Here is a 15,132-nt window from a genome sequence, read left to right on the forward strand (position 1 = left end):
GATGGCGCGAGGGCAGGCTATGTCGGCCCAAGCTACTGAGTGCTGATCCGCATCTCCACCCGGCGGTTGACCGGATCATAGGGATCGGGGCTGCGCGGGTTCTTCTCGCCCATCCCGATGGCCTTGATGCGGGCAGCGTCGACGCCGCTGGACGTCAGGAAGGCGGTCACCGAGCGTGCCCTTCGCTGCGACAGTCCCTCATTGTAGTGGACCGTGCCGGACGCGTCGGTATAGCCTTCGACGACGAAGCTGAGGGAGCTCAGCCGGCTGTCCTTCAGCGCCTTGGCGAACTCGTCGAGTTCCGCGCGCGCCGTCGCGTCGAGCTCGGCCGAATCCAGTCCGAAATTGACCAGCATGTCGAGGCCTGCCTGTTTGGCCGGGGCTTCCTTCGTCTCGCTTTTGCTCTTGCACTCGTCTTCGCTGCCGACGCAAATTCCACGCGAAGCGCCGAGTTTGCCCTCACCGGCAAAGAACTTCACGATATCTTCCGATTTCTGAAGCGGATCGGCAAAAGCCTGGCCCGACACAAGCGCGATCGCCAACACTAAGGCTGCATTGCCCAATTGCATAACCGTTACTCCCGTCTGAGCATCCGATTTCGCCGGCCGGATCATATCAAATTCCGGAGCAATTGTCTGTCGGCGACATCGAAAATATACGGCATTGCCGACAGTGGCCGCTCCGCGGCCGAGCAAGGCTTGACCGTTGCCTCGCCGGAGGCTTGAGTGGTTGTTGTCCCTCAGGGAAGGCGTGGCAGCCATGGCCAATGAGCTCCGATTCAAAACGGCACGGGATCTTTTCATGGCTTGTCCCGCTGTTGCCGAGGACATGAGCGCCCCTCCAACCGAGCAAGCCTCGATCGAGTTCTGCCGCGCCCTGCTCGCCGGGCCGGTGCCCGAGGAGGCGATCACGTTCTGCGCCTATCTGCTTGCCGAACGGGCTGCCGTCTGGTGGGCGCATGAGTGTCTGAGCCACCTGACCGACCTGCTCGACGGGCAGGATCAGGAACTGCTCATGCTTGTCGGCGACTGGGTCAGCGAACCGGACAATCCCCGGCATCATGCCGGGCTGAGCAGGGCCGCGGCGATGCCGCCGACAACCCCCGCCGCCTGGATCGCCCTGGCGGCGGCATGGCGCGGCGACGGTTCGGCCGCGGAAACCACGGCGCGGCCTGTCGCGCGGCTGTTCCCCGCCGCCCATGCGGTGAATGCCGGGATTCTGTCGGGACTGGCGCGTGTCGCGCTCGCCGATCGCTTTTCCGTGCTTTCAGCCTTCGTCGAACTGGGCATCCAGACGGCGGAGATCGATGCGATGCGTCAATCGACGAACGCCTAGTTAGTGAAATTCCGGAAAAAGTGCTCGGCAGCGCCTTTGCTGGCCTATTTGGCCACGCTTATCCCCAACCACCCCCACCCCCGCCGTTACCGCCACCACCACCACCACCGCCCAAGGGCGGAACGACCACAGGCGTGGTTTCCTCAACCGGCTTTACCACTTTCTTGGCAGTCACCTTTTTCTGTTTGACGACCGTCGTCTGAGGGGTCGTCTGCACGACCTTTTGCTGCGGCTTCGCCGCCACCGGCGTCGGCTCTGCCTTGGGCATCATGGACGTGCAGCCCATGAGCGCCACCACGACGCCGGATAGCGTTGTTGCGGTGATTGCTTCCTTCAATGTCCTGCCCACCATTGCCTCCCGGTTGATCAGAAAAGGTCCCTGCGCGGATTGGCTTCTTCCCACACCCCTCTGGCCGCGTTGATCAGCTGGGCGTCCAGCGAACCGGTCGCGGGGATCTTCGACTTGAGCTCCTGCTGCAACTGCTGCAACGCGGCCGTTTTCGGCTTGGCTCCGAATTTTGCCAGCGTCTTTCTGGCCCCCGGAAGCTCCTTGCGAAGATCGAGCGCAGCCGCGAAGGCAAGGAAACGCGCAGCAACGGCCTGATCCGCCTTGTCGCCCTTTTGCATTTCGAGAGCCGCGCGATCGTAGGCGCCGGACTGATCGCCGCGCATGGTCGCCAGCTCGAACAGTCTTTGCGCTTCGGCGAGGTCCTGCTCCACGCCAACACCGTCCCGGTACATGCGTCCAAGGCTGGCCGGGGCATAGGGCTGGCCAAGATCGATGGCCTTCTGAAACAGCGTCAGCGCCATCTTTGGATCCTTCTCGATGCCCTGGCCGCTGAGATAGTTCCGGCCGAGAAGGTTCATCGAATACATGTCCTGCCGCTGCACGCCGGCCTGAAGGAAGGCGACGGCGCGGGCCGGGTCGGCGGTCACGCCGTTGCGGCCCTCGGTGAAGATCGCGGCGAGATCGTTCATGGCGTAGGTATGTCCCATCGCCGCCGCCTTGAGCAGCAGGTCCAGCCCCTTTGCGGTATCGGCCTTGACGCCGTAGCCGTTGAACAGGGCGCGGCCCCAGGATGTCATGCCGTAGGGGTCGCCCTTGTCGGCCGCGGCCTTGTAGAGGGAGTTGGCCTGCGTGCGGTCTTGCGGCGTCCCGGTCCCGGTCGCGTGCAGGTAGCCGAGCTCGAACACGGCGCGGACATGTCCCTTCTTCGCGGCCTCCTCGATGGCTGTCCTCGCCTCCTCGACCTTGCCGGCGGCAAGCAGCGCGCGCCCGAGTTCATAGCGGAAGCGGGGCACATCCGGGTAAGCCTTCACCGCGGCCTCGCAGACGTCCACGGCACTGGCGCCGATCTCGTTCGGCAGCAGGCCGGGGACCACGCCCTGCAGGTCGAGAGGCTCGCCGGCGGCCGTATCGCAAGGGTCGACGCTGGGCGAGAGTTTCATGGTGGCGGGCTTGGGCGAATTGTTGTCCGCCCGGATTTCGAAGCCGACCACAAGCGGTTTGACGGTGCCGATCTGGGGTTCGTACCGCAGGTGCTCGACTTCGCCGACCATCAGGCTTGAGTCGGGCGTCAGTGTTCGGTCAGGCAGGGATAGCGTTCCCGTCGCCGGATAGCTCGCGACTTTCAGGCTGACCGCTGGGTCCTTCGTCGGCAGGTCCAGCTTCAGCGCAACCGGGCCGACGCCGACGGGAACGGCAACGTCGCTATTCTCGATCGCCTCGGCCGCACCGGTGATGTGGATGCCCCGTTCCAGCGTCTGCTGCTTCTGCTCGGCCTCGAGCGAGGCCACAACCTGTTCGCCCTCGGCGCCCTCGCCGCTCTTGACCCGGAACACCATGATGCCGTGAGCTTCACCGCCCCAGTCGTCGTGGGTGGCGTAGGCCAGCATATCAACTTCTTCCTGGGCAACTGCTCCCTTGGGTACATCCATCTTCAGGCGCGGCAGGTCCTTGCCCTGGATCGGCTGGCCCACCTCGACAGGCTTGCCGTCCAGTGTCAGTTGTCCGAGCGCAGGCGGTCTTTCGATGCTGACCGTGACCGTTCCACCATCGACGTCGACGGGCGCCGGCAAATCGAGGGCAACCGGGCCGATCCCCGATGGCACGACCTTCTCCAGCACCGGCGGCAGCGAAGGCCGGGTGGCGCGGCGCATCAGCACGACCTCATCGATCAGCGAGGAATTTTCCCAGGGCACCTGCTTGCCTTCGGTCGCCTGGACCACATCGCGGCGCACAGCCGCCATCACGGTGCGTATCTCCTGGTTCGGCGCCAGCGCGCGCCGCGAAAATGCCGACGAGAAGGGACTGAGGTCGCCGGTTCCGTCATAGGCGACCGCCCCGGGTTCCGTCGCGAAGGCAATCAGCGTGTTCAGCGAGCTCTTGACCTGCGCGAGGCCTGCATTGCCGGCGGTGATGAGCTGATCCCTCAGCCAGTAATCCTTGCGCGGGAACGGGTTGTTGCGGCAGGCATCGAGGATGATCACCTGGATCTTCGATTTCGAACGCATCTGCTCCAGCACATCGTTGAGCTTGATGGCCTGGACCTCGATGTCGGCCGCTTTCTTCAGCGAGGCATCGACCGGGATCAGAAAATTCTCGCCGCCGATCTGGAAGCCGTGCCCGGAATAGTAGACGACCGCCAGTTCGGCGCCGTCGGCTGCGGCCAGATAGTTGCGAAATTGCTTCTCGAACTCGAGTTTGGTGAGGTCCTTGGCGACGAACACATCGAAGCCGGCCTGCCGAAACGTGTTCGACACATCCTCGGCATCCTTGTCGGGATTCTTGAGCGCCGGGATGTCCCGATATTCGGAATTGCCGATCACAAGGGCAACCCTCCGATCGGCGCGGGCATCCAACGTCGCGAGGCCCACGAGGATCAGGGCTGCAATGAACGCGCAGCATCGCAGCATGGCAAATCCTTAACTGCTATGACCTGTCGACCACAAGAACGCAGCTTGCGGTGCCGGGGTCTGTTAAAGAGTTCACAATCTGCCGAAACAGGGGCTGAGGCAGGCGCCATGGCGAATGCGGGCGTATTCCTCATCCAATCGGTTTCTAAATTACCCTAGCGGCGGAACTTCCGCAATGATTTGAGCCGGCTTGCCGCTGCGGCCTGCCCAGCGCCTTGGTCGGCCTTCAGCCAGTTCAAACGCCGCATTCCGGATACGGGGCGCGGCGGTGCGGGAACAGCGCCAGCGCATTGCCGCGCCGCGCCGCACTGCCGCCCCGGGCGGCGAGTTCAAATTCCTGATTTGGCTGAGGCTGGCCCCGAAAAAGGCGGACCTGGGGGACACCGGGTCCGCCTTGCCTGCCGACGGGGCTTCGGGGGGAAGACGAGGTTCGGCAAACAATCCGAGGGCAACTCCTGCGAGCGTTGGAGTTTTTGGTAAGCTCGGAAGACAGATAGTGAGCGAGTTTGGCGCTTAACTCAATTAGCTCGATAGGCCTTAGCTCGATCTGGTTAGTCGGCAGCAGCTTATGTTGTCTCCTTCACAGTCACCGACACGGCTTCGTTACATAACGGTGCGACCTTAAGCTGTGGGTAGGCAGAGGGAACCGTGGAGATGACATACAAGTCAGTTCAAGAGAGCCTGCGGGCAGCCGGAATTGTCATGAGCAAGAAGGGCGAGATCCATCGCATAAACTTCTTCGGCGGCCTCGAGGACACCGCGCACTACACCACAAGTCTCAAGGAGGCCCTGGAAAAGGGGCTGGCGATGGCAAGGCCGCAACGCTGGTGACAGGCGCCGCCCAGCAGGCGTCGGCAACGCGGATCCCCGCGGTTGCAAGCTTGCCTGTCAGGTCGCCCGTTCACGCCGGGCCACGAGGGATCCACGGCTATTGGGGTCAATTCAGCAGCGAGGCGCAACGTACGGACTCGACAAGGTCGAGCAGCTCGTCCCATTGGGGTGAAATATCGAGCCCGAGGCCGGTCCCATAAGAGAGCAGGGAAAACTGCGCCGTCAGTTCCTCCTGAAGACGCAGCGCTTCAGCAGGATCGGAAATCGAAGTCGTAGCCAAGGCAGCCAGGTCGCGGCACCTGGCCTCGGTCTCGAAGCCGAGGCCACCGACAATCACACCAAGTTCGACCATCATCGAAATGAGGCGCACAAACCCCCTCCGGCGATCTGCGCAACACGAGCGGCACGAAATCAACCATGGTTGATTGGAAATAGAAAGCCGCAATTCGGGGAATCCCCGTCTTCCCCGCATTTCACTGTCTTGTGACAGCATACCCCTCCTTCCGGGAATACTTGTATTGACAGGTTTTCCTGCAATAGGACGGCCAGCCGAGATGCCGGCGCGTGGAGCGCTCGGCCGCGCGGTGTGACGGGGTCGGCGGTAGGGCCAGCTTGCGATACGCGTGGTAGACTGGTGGCAGTCGAAAACGCGGGGCCGGTCCCAAGAAATCGTCTCGCACATCTCTTGGCGGCAGTCAGGCAAGCGGGTGGGCGCCTGACCCAGACGTCCACCCGCTTCTGCCAACTCGATACGACGAGTTGCTCTATCCGGATTTAGCCGCCACTGCCGCCGGAGCCACCCGAGCCGCCGCTGCCGCCGCCGCCCGAACCGCCACTGCCGCCGCTGCCGCCCGAACCGCCGCTGCCACCGGAGCCGCCCGAGCCGCCGTCACCGCCCCCGTTGCCGCCGCCATCGCCGCCGCCATCACCGCCGCCGTTGCCGCCGCCATCGCCGCCGCCGTTGCCGCCGCCATCACCGCCGCCATCGCCACCGCCGTCGCCGCCGCCATCGCCACCGCCGTCGCCGCCGCCATTGCCGCCGCCGCCCGAGCCGCCACCACCGCCGCCGCCAGAGCCGCCGCCTTCACCGTCACTGGCAACGGTGGCTGCGATAAGGGCGGTCGTGATCGGCGGGCACATTGCGATTTGTGCTCGCGTCAGGATGGTTCCGCGATTGCTCGCAATGCAGCAGAGCGCGTAGTTGGATTCCGTCAGCGGCTGGCATTGTGCGGCCGTCATACGCGGCCGAACGCTGTTTTGTGCCGATGCGGGTATTGTCAGATTCACCGCTGCAAGAGCGGATGACACAAGCAAAAGTGCGCGAGCCCTGCTCGCGCAGGTTGGGTACAGGTGCATTTCTTCCTCCAAGAAGGGAAAAAAGGCGCTCCCGTCCCCAAACTGGGCGCTATGTCAAAGTTTCCGACCATCGGAAACAATTTGTTAAGCATACATTGTTTTAGAATCTGTGCAAACACTATCCGGCAGGGTTGATTTACCTGGTTCCGCGAACATCATCATCGCCTTGATCATTCGAGCTAGTTCGAGGGGATGAACGTGATACGTTTCGTGGCGCTTGTCGCCGCGGCCATGGCTTTGGCCGGCTGCAGCGAAACCATGCGCACTTCCGACAGTTCGGCCATGATGGCCACGGCGGGCTATGCGTTCGCCCCGCCGGCCGCGCGCACCTTCTGTGCAAGGCAGCCGAGATACTGCAGTCCGACCGGACACGTCAGAGAGGTGAAGCTTAGCGATCGCCGCTTGGCCGAGCTGCAGGCGGTGAACAGTTCCGTCAATGCCAGGATCATGGCCCGCAACGACTCTGCTTCCGGCAGTGCCGACGACTGGCGTATCCCGACCCGGGAAGGCGATTGCGAGGATTTTGCAATCCTCAAGAAAAGCGAACTGATGAAACGCGGCTGGCCGGCTTCGGCCTTGCTGCTGACGGTGGCGACCCTCGGCGGCGCCGGCCATACGGTTCTCACCGTCCGCACGGACAAGGGTGACCTCATCCTCGACAATCGCAGCGGAGCCGTGAGGAACTGGTCGCAGACCTCCTATCGTTATTTCGCTCGCCAATCCCAGTCGCAAAGCGGCAAGTGGGTGCGGATCGAATCCTAGCCAGATCCCCGCCCCGCGCGGTCTGCCGATCTGCCTGGCGGGACAAATCAGGTCGCGTCCCGCGCCCACTCAATCCTTTGATTGTCTTGCAAGGCTGGTCCCCGCCATGGGATCATCACAGCTCGCTCCCTGGCCAGGCCCAGGGACTGGGGGAACAGCTGATACCAGGATCATTGCCCGTTTACCGACGCTCCTGAGCAAAGGTCGGCGCCATGCGCGTGGATGTTATCGACGGCTTCGACACGCTCGTCCAACTGAGAAGCAACTGGGATGCCGTCTACGCGGCGGATCCCGAAGCTCAGTACTTCATGTCGTGGCCGTGGATAGCAGGCTGGTTCAAGCGGCTTCGCTATCAATGGCTCGTTCTGGCTGCAAGGGAAGATGATTCATCCGACTATGTCGGGTTCTTTCCGCTTCAGCTTCGAACCGAAAGGGCCAGGGACGGCGCATTCCACAACGAACTGAGGACCGGGGGCGGCTATTTCGCCGGATACAGCGGCTTCCTCTGCAATCCCGATGTTCAGGACGACGTCATCGTCGCGTTCGCCGAAACGGTGAAGCAGCAGAACTGGGCCAAGCTGCATCTCGAGAACATCTTTATGTCGCCGCGGCGGCTGAACGGCTTTCTGAGCGAGTTTTCCGCCCCGGCATTCCTGACCGGCAAGGTCAGGCGACCGGACGACGGAGATGGCGTCGATCATGACATCTTTGTCTATGTGAACCTGCCCGGCGACTGGGAAGAATTCCTCAACGGCAGGCTCGGCGCGGCGACACGCAAGACCGCGCGGCGCACGCTGCGGGCGATCGACGATGCGGCCGAGTACCGTGTGACAGACGTTACCGCCGCGACATTGGAACGCGACCTGCGGATCCTGCTTCAGTTCTGGGAAAACCAGTGGGGCGCCAAGCTGGCGGCGCGATATCACCCTGGCCTGCCCAAGGCGATGATCAACAATTTCCGCAACATGCTGCGATGCGCCTTCGAGGACGATGCCCTTTACCTGCCCGTGCTTTGGCAGGGCGAGAACCCGATCGGCGTCCAGGCCACGCTGATCGATCGCAAGAACCGGTCCCTGATCGGCATGCTCAACGGACGCGACCTCAGCATCAGGAAGCCGGCGCCCGGGTTCGCGCTTCATCTCTACAGCATACGCTGGGCCATCGAGAACGGCTTTGCCGTCTATGACCTGCAGACCGGGGACTTCGCCTACAAGTATGATTTCGGCGGCCTCGAGCGAAAGGTCGAATGCCTGCTCGTGAACACCGCCACGCGCCGCAATCTGCGCGACAGCCTGGAGAGGCGAAGCCTGCCCGTCGTGCTTGCGCGGGCAAAAGCACTGCATCAGGCGGGCGACCTCGACGGGGCCGTTCGCGCCTGCAGACAGATCCTGAGCGCCGACCGATCCCATTCCGGAGCACGTCAGCTGCTCGAGCAGCTGGATGCCGCGCGACGAGCGCTGCTACCGCAGACGCTCAGTGTGGCCGCCCGTTTGCACCAGGCCGGAAGCCTGGCCGAGGCCGAAAAGATCTATCGCGAGATCCTGGACGTCGAGCCCAGGCACTTCGACGTCCGCTATTTGCTCGGTGTGATCTTCCTTCAGCAGCGCAGATACGGCGAGGCGGAACAGCAGATCAACCAGGCGATCGAGATCAGGCCCGACGTCCCTGGCGGGCACTACAATCGCGGCCTCGCGCTGGCAAAGCTCGACCGTATCGAGGACGCGCTCGCAAGCTTGGACAATTGCATTGAACTGGAGCCGAGCCACAGCCAGGCGCTGGCCCTTCGCGCCGCTTTGGTGAGAAGCCCTCAGCCCGCCGCGAGCCTCACCCGATAGCAGCCCTCATCTGGGGAACGAATTGTCCGCGACGATGGACCATATGTCCTTGTTTATGGCCCTGATGTCCTCGATGGAATCGTGGATCCTGCCCATCTCCTTGTCATCGAGCGCTTCAATCTTCCCGTATTTGACGTCGTCCTTGCCGTCGACGATGCGCATCAGTTGCGTGCTTCCGTGCGATCCGCTCTCGTCGAATGAATAGATGCAATGGCTGTATTTGTTGCGCAGCTTTGCCTGGCGCGTGAGCTTGCCGGTGACGGTCAGCACCGCCTGGCGGCAATCCGCCGCCGTCTTCGGCATCTTGGCAAGCCGTTCGACCAGCTCGATACGGGCACGCGTCGTGTTCAGCGTCAGAAAGATGATGATTGCCGTTTCCTTGTCCACCTTCGCCAGGCCGGCAATCAGATAGATCAGCAGGCTTTCGGTGTTGGTCCACGTATAGTTCAACTGGCCAACGAGGAGCAGTATCTCCTGAAAGCGGGGCATCGCCGCCTCATGCCGAGGACTGGCTGATGCCCGGCTGTCTCGACCGTTCCATGCCGCCGTAAAAGGTATCCTTGCGCGCATGAAAGACGGCGGCCGCTTCGGTCCTGTTGTGAGCTCCGAGCTTGGTGATGATGTTGTGCAGATGGATCTTGACCGTATGCTCGGACAGCCGGAGGGTCGCCGCGATGATCTTGTTCTGCAAACCGCGCGCTACCATTTCGAGAATCTGAAACTCGCGCTCGGTCAATTCACCCATCTCGTCGAAACCCGCGCGGTCCGTCGCCGATTGCTCGATCTGCAGCGAATGATCCGGAGCCCGGTCCGAAAGGCCCTTGGCGAAGGACTGGAACATCGCCAGCGGGAAGTATTCGCCGCCGCGAAGCATGAGCCTGATGACCGAAAGCCAGACGTCCAGCTTCAGATCCATGGGCAGGACGCTGCGCACGATCTTCAAATCGAGAACGTCCTGGATGGAAACAGGAACGCGGCTGTCGTGCTGCACCAGCACGATCGGCGCCGATGGATGGCACCGCATGAAAGCAGCCGCATGCGTATCGATATCCTGCAGGAATTCAGTGTCGATAAGGATCAGGCAAACAGGATGCTCGAATGTGTCGCAGGCCGCGTCCAGGCTTGTAGCCTGTTCCACGACGATGGAGGGAAACTCCCTCTCGATTGCGTAGACGAGACATTCCGGAAAGCTGTCTTCAGACGAAACAGTTAGAAGAATTCTGCGCGCCCAACTGTCTCCCGCACCGCTACCCACGGTGCTGCGCAAATTGACTCTGGACATGGTTGCCACCCCACCCTAGACCAAGACTGTCGATTTTTCGTTCTTTTCCCTTCTGCGATGTTGGGGGCCTCCACCCCACGAACAGCTAGCCTTAATGACTTATACACCAAATTAGGCGCCGCTGATATAGTTCGGACGAGCTATAGCTGATTTTACCGATCTCGCCGCCGATCAGCTGGCCCCGACAGGGCCGTTTTGACCTCGATTCGCGGCGAAATCCGGCCATTTTGCCCCTGTTGGCCACCTCCGCCACAGCCCGGCCGGACGGGCTAGGCCGAACTGTCAGCTTACAATCACATCCCCGTGGCCACAAACTTCCCGGGTTCCATGCGGGATTGGGGAACATCCAGGTCTCCCCTGTTTGAACGACCGGATCAGTGCTGATCCGGCGCTCGATGGGTGTTGCCTTGGCTGGGCCGCCTCTCCCGGAGTCAAAGGGAGGTATTCAAGCAAACAAATGACGAATGCCGGGTTTCGGACCTCAGTCCCCTCGGTCCGAGAATCCGTTCACCGCATTAGACGCAACGTCCGCGTACGGCCAATAACCGCGTAAGAGAAGAATGCGGTTCGGCGGTCGCGGCCTCAACAGAGGACACGATCATGTCTCTCGACCTCGACAAGAATAATATCAATGCATTCGGCTTGCAGATCGTCGACAGCGAATTCGATATCGGTGACGGCGGTGGCGAGAACGAAAACACGAACCACAACACGAACGACGCCAAGAACGAAAACGAGAACGAAAACAAGGCCTCGAACGAGAACGAAAACAAGAGCGAAAACGAGAACCAGAACGAGAGCAAGTCCTCGAACGAGAACGAGAACAAGGCCTCGAACGAGAATGAGAACAAGAACTCGAACGAGTCCAAGAACGAGAACTCGAACGAGAACAAGAACGTCAACGAGACCAAGGTCGACGTCGACGTCGACGTTGGCGTCAAGCTCGAGGGCGAGCTCGGGAACTCGGATGACGACTTCGCCGACATCTATGCCAACGGCGACATGAAAATCGACACCATGATCAACAACAAGGACGGCAACGTCACTTATGATCCTGGCGACGACGTCACCTTCAAGGACATCCTGAACAATTCGATGACCGGCGCCGGAACCAACACCGCGTCGATCATCAACCAGACCCTGAACATGTATGACAACGACAAGCTCGACAACGCGACCGTCAAGAACGACGCCGATTTCAAGCTTGATCTGAACGCCAAGGGCGGCAATTCCGAAGCCGGCGACGGCATCTCGGCCGGCGGCGGCGGCGGCAGCGGCGGCGATGACGCCAAGGCCAATGGCGGCGAAGGCGGCAATGGCGGCGACGCCAAGTCCGGCGACGTCGAAGCCGGCGACGGCAAGGGCGGCCTGGCGCTCAGCGCGGCCATCGGCGGCGACTCCAAGAGCGACAACAAGGCCGACGCCGGCGACGCCAAGGCAGGCGACGGCGACAGCGGCGACGCCAAGGGCGGCTACGGCGATGGCGGCGACGCCAAGGGCGGCTACGGCGATGGCGGCAACGCCAACGGCGGCGATGGCCTCGGCCTCGGTCTCGGGCTCGGCCTGGGCCTGGGTATCGGCGCAGCAGAAGCCGGCGATGCCCAGTCGGAAGACGGCGGCGATGCCAAGGCGGATGCCGGCGACGCCAAGTCTGATGGCGGCGATGCCAAGGCCGATGGCGGCGATGGCGGCGATGGCGGCAATGGCGGCGACGTGACCGGCGGCGACGCCAAGTCGGACGGCGGCGACGGCCTCGATGTCGATGGCAAGCTCTCGCTGCTGAACTACGGTGAAGGCGGTGACGCCAAGAGCACGGCCGGTGACGCCACCGGTGGCGGCGGCGGTGGCGGTGGCGGCGGCGGTGGCGGCGGTGCCGATGCTGACGGCGGCAATGCCAATTCGGACGGCGGCAACGCTCATTCCGACGGCGGCGACTCCGAGGCCTATGGCGGCGATGCCCTCGGTGCAGGCTTTGGCGCAGGCTACGGCGCAGGCTCAGGCACGGGCACCGGTGGTGCTGGCGGTACAGGCGGTTCTGGCACGGGCGGTGCCGGAGCTGGCGGAAGTGGAACCGGCGGTGAAGCCACCAGCGGCGCGGCGACCGGCGGCGACAGCCTCGGCGGCTTCGCGGCGGCCTTTGGCGGTGACGGCGGTCATGCGCTGAGCGGCGCCTGGGCCGATGGCTATGGCGGCGACGCCAAGGGTGGGTTCACCCACGCCGGCGACGGCGGTCTCGGCGGTGCTGGCGGCACGGCCTACACCGGCGACGGTGGTGCCGGCGGCGACGGTGGGACCTGGGGCTCGAACAATGGCGATGACGGCTTCGTGACCGGCACCAGCCATGCTTCGGCCGACGGCCTGATCGACGTCAGCGCTTTCAACCAGCAGATCGTGATGGGCGCCAACCTGCAGGAAAACCTGGTCGACCAGACCGTGGTTGGCGGCGACTACCACAACACGCTGACTGGCGAGGACGCCGGCGACCACACCGGTACGTGATCGATCCTACACGACTGATTTCTTAGGAAATCAGACAGCTTGGGACTGCGCGGAGTTTTCCGCGCGGTCCTTCCAATCCGGGAGACATGCCGCCCCGACCGAGCGCGAATGATCTCAAGATACGGAGGCTACCGTGTATTCGATGCAATTGGACAAGATCTCCGAGGCTATCTCGCATTTCATCGGAATGTTCGAAATCTCGGTCGAGGAGGCACGGCAGCTAAAGAGCTACGACGAATTCAAGATCGCCGAGGCCGTCAAGGAAGAGACCCCCGATCTTCCCAATACGAACATCAACATCAAGGCGCCGTACACGCTGGACGATTTCGATCCGCATGTTCCGTACATGGGACTTAAGGCTGAGCTAGTGCCGAACACGGTCGGCTCGAGCTTCTGGTACACGCCCCCCGAAATTCCGAACGCCGGCCCCCTGCACCATGGCCACCATCTGTTTCACATCCCGCATCTGCCGGGAGCGGGCGGCCATCTGGTTCTGCCTGACATCGAACCTCCAGGCGCGGTTGCGGCGTACATCAACCAGGAAATCCGCCTGTCGGATAACGACTATGTCAGCGCTGGCGGACACGGCCTGACGTTCACGCCGGCGATCGACGACGGCAGCCACCTGGCTTTCCTGATGAACAAGGCGGCTGAAGTATCGCCGCTCGACGATCTGGCAATGCCTGGTTCCGGCGAGGAGATGGCAAACACCGTCATCACCGCCGGCGAGCGGATAGCGGCCTATGCCGACAGTTTCGACGGAGACGCGACCGTCTTCGTGCTGCACCCGGACGCGGCCTCGGGGCCGATCGCGGGCATCTACGTCAACGGTCAGCTGGTCGACGAAGCCGACGCGCCGAAGGCGGAGGACCACCTCAACATCCTCAAGGAACAGCAGCAGGATAACGAAGCCGCGAGCGACGGTCCCGACAAGGACGATTACAACACGCCGCCGGACTCCTCGGACTTCATGTCGGGCTGGGGCAACGGTTTGCTGAACCCTTGCGTCGATTTGGACACCGGCGGCAACACGCTGGTCAACTCCGCGGTGCTGACCAACAACTGGACAACGACATCCGTCGTCGCCGCGGTCGGAGACAGCTATGAAATCAATGCCATCATTCAGATCAACGCCTATTGCGACAGCGACGCGACCGGCCCGAGCCTGAACGGCTGGACGTTGGACAATGCCGCCGACGCGTGCTTCAACATCGCGGCGTTCAAGCACATCGATCCCTCGGCCGGCAACGAAGCACCGACCCCCGCGGACGGATTCCCCGCGGCGTGGGTGGTGACGCAAGTCACCGGCGATCTGATCATCATGAGCTGGCTGCAGCAATACAGCTTCATGATGGACAACGACACCTCGATCCTGTCCTCGTCGGGCGTCAGGACCATGGTGAGCACGGGCGACAACACAGCGATAAACGATATGTCGATCAGTGAGTTGGGTCACTACTACGACCTGATCATCATCGGCGGCAACATCTATGACGCCAATATCATCCATCAGCTCAACCTGCTGATCGACAACGACCTTATCGGCGCCGTCGATGGGTTCGAGACGTCGGGAGGCGGCTCGTACTCGACCGCCGGCAACCTGCTCTGGAACGACGCGACGATCATCAACGTCGGCGGGCAGAACCACTTCGAGGCATTGCCCGCGTCTTACCTGAAGGCGGCCCACGACATGGCCGCCGGCAAGGATGACGATCCCGGCGACATCCTGAAGGACCCGGCGTTCCACGGTCTCGGTCACTTGCGGGTTCTCTACATCTCGGGCGACCTGATCAACATGCAATACGTCTCCCAGACCAACGTGCTGGGCGACAGCGACCAGGTGGCCCTGGCGATGAACCAGCTCGTCGCCCACCCCGAAGCGGAATGGACGATCACCACCGGCGGCAACCAGGTGGCCAACTTCGCAGGCATCATCGACGTCGACGGAACCGACAAGACCTATGTCGGCGGCGAGCACTATACGCACGAGATCTTGATCCAGGCAGACATCATCTCCTGCGATCCGGAACTCGGCGGACAGAATCCGGACGCGCTGGTGAACGAGGCGGTCGCCTTCCTGGCCGACGATCTCACCGACGATGCCGCGCAGGTAGACCATCCGATCGCCCCGACGCCCGACCATGTTCAGGCCGACGGCGTGCAAACGATTTTGGCTTGATCCGGGATCCGGGGGCAAATTATGACCGACGATCGCGACCTGTCCTGGGAGACGTTTGCCGAGGACCTTGAGGCAACCCTGCATGAGGACGAGCAGGCATCGCCGAAAACAGGTTCCGAGATGCCCCGCAAGACGCT

Annotated in this window: 13 protein-coding genes; 6 read left to right on the forward strand and 7 right to left on the reverse strand. The window is 62.6% G+C overall.

The genetic code is table 11. The features are described 5' to 3' along the window. Positions 1 to 32 precede the first annotated feature (32 nt). Complete coding sequence (locus tag EN857_RS25990; protein ID WP_128346759.1) at positions 33 to 569, reverse strand: OmpA family protein; 537 nt, start codon at positions 567 to 569, stop codon at positions 33 to 35. 232 nt (positions 570 to 801) lie between these two features. Here EN857_RS25990 and EN857_RS25995 point away from each other — a divergent pair, with 232 nt between their 5' ends. Further along, positions 802 to 1,335, forward strand: a complete 534-nt coding sequence (locus tag EN857_RS25995) for a hypothetical protein (RefSeq protein ID WP_245511346.1) — start codon at positions 802 to 804, stop codon at positions 1,333 to 1,335. A gap of 58 nt (positions 1,336 to 1,393) precedes the next feature. Here the strand turns inward: EN857_RS25995 and EN857_RS34910 are convergent, their stop codons facing one another. After that, positions 1,394 to 1,672: a hypothetical protein gene (locus EN857_RS34910; protein ID WP_187331462.1), complete on the reverse strand. Its 279-nt coding sequence runs from the start codon at positions 1,670 to 1,672 to the stop codon at positions 1,394 to 1,396. Positions 1,673 to 1,701: 29 nt separating this feature from the next. After that, complete coding sequence (locus EN857_RS26005) at positions 1,702 to 4,251, reverse strand: caspase family protein (RefSeq protein ID WP_127393837.1); 2,550 nt, start codon at positions 4,249 to 4,251, stop codon at positions 1,702 to 1,704. A gap of 702 nt (positions 4,252 to 4,953) precedes the next feature. Between EN857_RS26005 and EN857_RS36210 the strand changes: the two genes are divergently transcribed. After that, positions 4,954 to 5,082 carry a hypothetical protein gene (locus EN857_RS36210; protein ID WP_281015745.1) on the forward strand — a complete coding sequence of 43 codons (129 nt, stop codon included), beginning with the start codon at positions 4,954 to 4,956 and terminating at the stop codon, positions 5,080 to 5,082. Positions 5,083 to 5,188: 106 nt separating this feature from the next. On the opposite strand, the gene EN857_RS26010 is transcribed toward EN857_RS36210, so the two are convergent. Both EN857_RS26010 and EN857_RS36355 read right to left on the reverse strand, forming a co-directional pair. Continuing rightward, positions 5,189 to 5,452 carry a hypothetical protein gene (locus EN857_RS26010; protein ID WP_127393838.1) on the reverse strand — a complete coding sequence of 88 codons (264 nt, stop codon included), beginning with the start codon at positions 5,450 to 5,452 and terminating at the stop codon, positions 5,189 to 5,191. A 394-nt stretch (positions 5,453 to 5,846) separates the two neighbouring features. Next, positions 5,847 to 6,182, reverse strand: coding sequence for a hypothetical protein (locus EN857_RS36355; protein ID WP_189521666.1), 336 nt, complete (start codon positions 6,180 to 6,182; stop codon positions 5,847 to 5,849). 514 nt (positions 6,183 to 6,696) lie between these two features. On the opposite strand from EN857_RS36355, the gene EN857_RS26020 reads away from it, so the two are divergent. Together EN857_RS26020 and EN857_RS26025 are read left to right on the forward strand one after the other, a co-directional pair. Further along, positions 6,697 to 7,200 (forward strand): transglutaminase-like cysteine peptidase, encoded by a 504-nt coding sequence (locus EN857_RS26020; protein ID WP_245493496.1) that lies wholly within the window; start codon positions 6,697 to 6,699, stop codon positions 7,198 to 7,200. A 212-nt stretch (positions 7,201 to 7,412) separates the two neighbouring features. After that, positions 7,413 to 9,035, forward strand: coding sequence for a GNAT family N-acetyltransferase (locus EN857_RS26025; protein WP_128346855.1), 1,623 nt, complete (start codon positions 7,413 to 7,415; stop codon positions 9,033 to 9,035). Positions 9,036 to 9,041: 6 nt separating this feature from the next. Here EN857_RS26025 and EN857_RS26030 read toward each other — a convergent pair whose 3' ends face one another. Beyond that, positions 9,042 to 9,524 carry a hypothetical protein gene (locus tag EN857_RS26030; protein WP_135859326.1) on the reverse strand — a complete coding sequence of 161 codons (483 nt, stop codon included), beginning with the start codon at positions 9,522 to 9,524 and terminating at the stop codon, positions 9,042 to 9,044. Between the two features lie 7 nt (positions 9,525 to 9,531). Next, on the reverse strand, positions 9,532 to 10,317 hold the full coding sequence (locus EN857_RS26035; RefSeq protein ID WP_245478120.1) for a response regulator transcription factor: 786 nt from the start codon (positions 10,315 to 10,317) through the stop codon (positions 9,532 to 9,534). 600 nt (positions 10,318 to 10,917) lie between these two features. Here EN857_RS26035 and EN857_RS34915 point away from each other — a divergent pair. After that, on the forward strand, positions 10,918 to 12,816 hold the full coding sequence (locus EN857_RS34915; protein WP_187331464.1) for a hypothetical protein: 1,899 nt from the start codon (positions 10,918 to 10,920) through the stop codon (positions 12,814 to 12,816). Between the two features lie 133 nt (positions 12,817 to 12,949). Continuing rightward, positions 12,950 to 14,995, forward strand: a complete 2,046-nt coding sequence (locus EN857_RS26050) for a type I secretion protein (RefSeq protein WP_127394138.1) — start codon at positions 12,950 to 12,952, stop codon at positions 14,993 to 14,995. Positions 14,996 to 15,132: the final 137 nt, after the last annotated feature.

Origin of the sequence: Mesorhizobium sp. M4B.F.Ca.ET.214.01.1.1 (assembly GCF_004791545.1) — a bacterium.
GTDB lineage: Bacteria > Pseudomonadota > Alphaproteobacteria > Rhizobiales > Rhizobiaceae > Mesorhizobium > Mesorhizobium abyssinicae.

What these genes read in the sequence shown, in the direction of transcription:
- EN857_RS25990 (WP_128346759.1), bottom strand. Translation starts at nt 569, where the DNA reads ATGCAATTGGGCAATGCAGCCTTAGTGTTGGCGATCGCGCTTGTGTCG.
- EN857_RS25995 (WP_245511346.1), top strand. Translation starts at nt 802, where the DNA reads ATGGCTTGTCCCGCTGTTGCCGAGGACATGAGCGCCCCTCCAACCGAG.
- EN857_RS26005 (WP_127393837.1), bottom strand. Translation starts at nt 4,251, where the DNA reads ATGCTGCGATGCTGCGCGTTCATTGCAGCCCTGATCCTCGTGGGCCTC.
- EN857_RS36210 (WP_281015745.1), top strand. Translation starts at nt 4,954, where the DNA reads ATGAGCAAGAAGGGCGAGATCCATCGCATAAACTTCTTCGGCGGCCTC.
- EN857_RS26020 (WP_245493496.1), top strand. Translation starts at nt 6,697, where the DNA reads ATGCGCACTTCCGACAGTTCGGCCATGATGGCCACGGCGGGCTATGCG.
- EN857_RS26025 (WP_128346855.1), top strand. Translation starts at nt 7,413, where the DNA reads ATGCGCGTGGATGTTATCGACGGCTTCGACACGCTCGTCCAACTGAGA.
- EN857_RS26030 (WP_135859326.1), bottom strand. Translation starts at nt 9,524, where the DNA reads ATGCCCCGCTTTCAGGAGATACTGCTCCTCGTTGGCCAGTTGAACTAT.
- EN857_RS26035 (WP_245478120.1), bottom strand. Translation starts at nt 10,317, where the DNA reads ATGTCCAGAGTCAATTTGCGCAGCACCGTGGGTAGCGGTGCGGGAGAC.
- EN857_RS34915 (WP_187331464.1), top strand. Translation starts at nt 10,918, where the DNA reads ATGTCTCTCGACCTCGACAAGAATAATATCAATGCATTCGGCTTGCAG.